Annotated in this window: 4 protein-coding genes; 1 reads left to right on the top strand and 3 read right to left on the bottom strand. The window is 63.3% G+C overall.

From position 1 onward, the window contains the following. Window positions 1-637, bottom strand: a 637-nt coding sequence (locus MOV61_RS28565; protein ID WP_309493870.1) for a citrate/2-methylcitrate synthase, incomplete at its 3' end; no start/stop codon positions are given. 79 nt (window positions 638-716) lie between these two features. On the opposite strand from MOV61_RS28565, the gene MOV61_RS28560 reads away from it, so the two are divergent. Further along, window positions 717-1,808, top strand: a complete 1,092-nt coding sequence (locus MOV61_RS28560; protein WP_247139003.1) for a citrate synthase/methylcitrate synthase — start codon at window positions 717-719, stop codon at window positions 1,806-1,808. 7 nt (window positions 1,809-1,815) lie between these two features. On the opposite strand, the gene MOV61_RS28555 is transcribed toward MOV61_RS28560, so the two are convergent. Further along, window positions 1,816-2,586: an SDR family oxidoreductase gene (locus MOV61_RS28555; protein ID WP_247139002.1), complete on the bottom strand. Its 771-nt coding sequence runs from the start codon at window positions 2,584-2,586 to the stop codon at window positions 1,816-1,818. A 134-nt stretch (window positions 2,587-2,720) separates the two neighbouring features. Beyond that, the gene (locus MOV61_RS28550) at window positions 2,721-4,349 is read right to left on the bottom strand and encodes a CTP synthase (protein WP_038549208.1); all 1,629 of its coding nucleotides are present in this window, start codon (window positions 4,347-4,349) and stop codon (window positions 2,721-2,723) included. Between the last annotated feature and the right edge of the window lie 194 nt (window positions 4,350-4,543).

Here is a 4,543-nt window from a genome sequence, read left to right as displayed (position 1 = left end):
AAACGTTGAGTTCATGTTCGGCTGCCAGCACCAGTGCCCTGCGGATAGGCTCGGCCGCATCGGGACGCTGCCAGCCGAGCGCCAGTCGCTCATGCAGGGGCTGCGGATCCGGCCACGGAGCAAGCGCCATGGCGACGGTCGAGAGCACGTCGGCTGCTTCGGCACGCAGGATGAAGGGTTTCCGCCGCAGCGCCGGCAGGTCGCTCATCACCCGGGCGGCAAGCCCGGCAAAGGCCGCAGCCATGCGGCTGGAGCCGTTCTGCCCTACCCTGCCTGCTGCGACGCGCACGCTTTCCGTATCCCAGAGAAGTGCGGCGACCTCTTCCAGCGTCGCATGTTCGCACAGTTCGACGGCATCGCGACCGCGATAGAAAAGCCGCTCGTTGGAAATCGTCGAGATTGTCGTCGGCAGGACCGGATCGCCCCAGCGGATCGCGTCCGCTGCCACCGCTGCCGACTGTCGCCGCCCCGCATGCCGTTCCGAGAGGCGCTTGACGTCGTCGGCCTGATAGAGGCTGCGGCGCGGATCGGCAGGATCCGGCTTGGCGCGGATGCGGCCGCGGCTGACATTGGCATAAAGCGTCTGCGGTTTGGTCCCGAGGCGGGAGAGCGCTTCTTCGGCGGTGATCCAGAGCATGTTCATATTGATCGATTGCATCAAGATTGACGTCAATAAGACTAGGTCGGATCATCATCTTCGTAAAGGAGAAACACTCATGAAAAACAACGGACTTGAAGATGTCATCGCCGCCGAGACCCGGCTTTCGGATGTGGACGGAGAAGCGGGACGCCTCGTCATTCGCGGCGTATCTCTCGACCTGCTTGTCGAGCGCGCGACCTATGAAGACGCCGCAGCGCTGCTCCTTGATGGCTTTCTGGAACATCCCGTCACCGCGGCCGATCTCAAGGCCCGCCTTGGCCAGGCCCGCGCCGAAGTTTTTGCGCATGTGCGCGCCGCAGATGCCGCGCTTCTGAACCTGCCACCTGTCGATGCCATGCGCGCCCTGATCGCGCGGCTGCCGGACGGAGAGGATTTCGAAACGACGCTTCGACTGCTCGCGGCCCCCGCCGTCTTCCTGCCGGCCGTGCTGAGGCTCCAGAAGGGGGAGACGCCGGTGGCGCCCACCGCGTCGCTCTCCCAGTCTGCCGATATCCTTGCAATGCTGTACGCCAGCCTGCCGACGCGTGAACAGGTCGCAGCGCTGGACGCCTATCTGGTGACGATCGCGGATCACGGTCTCAACGCCTCGACCTTCGCCTCACGCGTCGTCGCCTCGACCGGCGCCGGCCTCACGTCATCGGTGCTGGCTGCCATCAGCGCGCTCAAGGGTCCACTGCATGGCGGGGCGCCGGGACCGGTACTCGACATGCTGGACGCGATCGGCGGCGAGGACAATGCCAAGACCTGGCTCGGCCAGGCGCTCGATCGCGGCGAGCGTCTGATGGGCTTCGGCCACCGCATCTACCGCGTTCGCGATCCCCGCGCCGACGCACTGAAGGGCGCATTGCGGCCCTTGGTCACGACCGGACAGGTGGACCCCTACCGCATCCGGCTTGCCGAAGCCGTCGAGCAGGCGGCGCTCGCCATCCTCAGGGAGCGCAAGCCGGACCGGCCGCTCGACGTCAATGTCGAGTTTTACACGGCCCTGCTGCTCGATGCGCTGAAATTTCCGCGGGCTGCCTTCACCGGCGTCTTTGCGGTCGGCCGCATGGTCGGCTGGATCGCCCATGCCCGCGAACAGGCGCTGGAAGGCCGGCTGATCCGGCCTCGCTCGGTCTATGTCGGCCCCCTTCCCCAGGCGGCGTGACTCGCGATCACATCTGAATGGACATGCCGCCGTCGACGGTCAGCACATGGCCGTTGACGAAGGAGCCGGCGTCGCTTGCCAGAAACAATGCGGCGCCGGCGATCTCTTCGGGGCGACCCCACCGCTGCAGCGGCACGCGCTGGCGCATGAATGCGTTCATGTCGGAGTTTGCGGAAATTTCTGCATTGGTCTCGGTGGCGAACATGCCAGGCGCAATCGCGTTGCTGGTCACGCCGAACGGGCCGTATTCGGCCGCCAGGCTTCTGACCAGACCGGTCAGCCCCTGTTTGGCGATAGGATAGATAGCATCACCCGAACGGGCCATGTTGCCGATGATCGACGTGACCGAGATGAGGCGGCCATGGCCCTGAGCCTTCATGATATCAGCGGCCTTGCGGGACAAGGCGATTGCCGAGAGCAGGTCGGTCTGGATCAGGTTCAGGATCTCTGCATCGCTGAACGCCGCAAACGGGCGCCGGTCGCGGGCGCCGACATTGTTGATCAGGATATCCAGCCGGCCATGATCTGCGTGGAGTTTTGCGATCGCCTCGCGTCCGGCATCGAGATCTGCGACGTCGAAGGCCGCAGCGCTCGCCTTGCCGCCCTCACCCGTGATGAAGGCAACGGCCTGTTCAAGCATGTCGCCGGAGCGGCCGCTGAGCACGACATGCGCGCCGGCCTCAGCCAGCGCCTTGGCCATCTGCAGGCCAAGCCCTCGGCCGCTGCCGGTCACAAGCGCTACGCGTCCAACGAGGGAAAATCTGTCGAAAATGGCCATATCGCACCGCTGAAATGAAAAGAGCAATTCGGCCAGCATAGGGGATTTTGAGGCAATCTTGCTAGTGCGAAAACAGAAGTTCTCCGCCTGACGGCAAAAAGGCAGGATGCGAAACCCTGCCTTTCTGAATTTGCTCAGACGAGGCGGCTTTGTTCCAGGGCCGCTTCGATGAAGCTCGCAAACAGCGGATGCGGATCGAGCGGCCGGCTCTTCAGTTCCGGGTGATACTGCACGCCGATGAACCACGGATGGTCCGGATATTCGATCGTCTCCGGCAGCACGCCGTCCGGCGACATGCCCGAGAATACCAGGCCGCAGTTTTCCAGCCGGTCCTTGTAGTCGACATTCACCTCGTAACGGTGGCGATGACGCTCGGAAATATCGGTCGAGCCGTAGATTTCCGCGATCTTGGTGTCCTTCTTGAGCGCCGCCTTGTAGGCGCCGAGGCGCATCGTGCCGCCGAGGTCACCGGCCACTGAACGGATTTCGAGTTCGTTGCCTTTCACCCATTCGGTCATCAGGCCGACCACCGGCTCCTTGGAAGGACCGAATTCCGTCGACGATGCCTTCTCGATGCCGGCGAGATTGCGGGCGGCCTCGATGACGGCCATCTGCATGCCGAAGCAGATGCCGAAATACGGTACCTTGCGTTCGCGCGCGAAACGAGCCGCATGGATTTTGCCCTGCGAGCCCCGCTCGCCGAATCCGCCGGGTACCAGGATGCCGTGGACTTTCTCGAGCCAGGGCGCCGGATCTTCCTTCTCGAAGATCTCCGACTCGATCCACTCGAGGTTGACCTTGACGTGGTTGGCGATGCCGCCGTGATGCAGCGCCTCGATCAGCGACTTGTAGGCGTCCTTGAGGCCCGTATACTTGCCGACGATCGCGATCGTCACTTCGCCTTCCGGGGTGCGGATGCGGTTGCAGACCTCCTCCCAGGCGTCGAGGCGCGGCTTGGGGGCCGGTTCGATGCCGAAGGCGGCGAGCACCTCATTGTCGAGGCCTTCCTTGTGGTAGGCCATCGGCACGTCGTAGATATTGGCGACGTCGAGCGCCTGGATGACGGCGGACGGGCGGACATTACAGAACAGCGACAGCTTGCGGCGTTCGGGTTCCGGGATTTCCCGGTCGGCGCGCACCAGCAGGATGTCGGGGGCAATCCCCATCGCCTGCAGCTCTTTGACAGAGTGCTGGGTGGGCTTGGTTTTCAATTCGCCGGCCGCCGGAATGAACGGCATCAGGGTCAGGTGGAGATAGATCGCGGTGCCGCGCGGCAGGTCGTTGCCGAGCTGGCGGATCGCTTCCATGAACGGCATCGCCTCGATGTCGCCGACCGTGCCGCCGATCTCGCAGATGACGAAATCATAATCGTCATTGCCTTCGGTAACGAAATCCTTGATCTCGTTGGTGACGTGCGGGATCACCTGGACGGTCGCGCCGAGATAGTCACCGCGGCGTTCCTTGTCGATGATGTTCTTGTAGATGCGGCCCGTGGTGATGTTGTCGGTCTTCGTCGCCGAGCGCCCCGTGAAGCGCTCGTAGTGACCGAGATCGAGGTCGGTTTCCGCCCCGTCGTCGGTGACAAAAACCTCGCCGTGTTGCGTCGGGCTCATCGTGCCCGGGTCGACGTTGAGATAAGGATCGAGCTTCCTCAGCCGAACCCGGTAACCTCGTGCTTGTAACAAAGCTCCGAGTGCCGCGGCCGCAATTCCTTTTCCGAGGGAAGAAACCACGCCGCCAGTTATGAATACATATCGCGCCATGGGATTCACCGGATACCTTTTCATTGGTGATTCCGCCAGCCCAAATCGTCTGCTTTATAAAAACGGCTGTGGAATCTTCACAAAATAAAACCGGCAGGCTTTTGGCCTGCCGGAGCTTGAAACGTGGACCGCGCCCTTATTGGCCGGTCGGAACGCCCGTCGGCGCAGCCGGGGCGGCAGGCGCGGAACCGGTC

Source organism: Neorhizobium sp. BETTINA12A, from assembly GCF_023006485.1.
Lineage (GTDB): Bacteria > Pseudomonadota > Alphaproteobacteria > Rhizobiales > Rhizobiaceae > Neorhizobium.
This window is presented reverse-complemented; position numbering and strand designations above follow the sequence as displayed.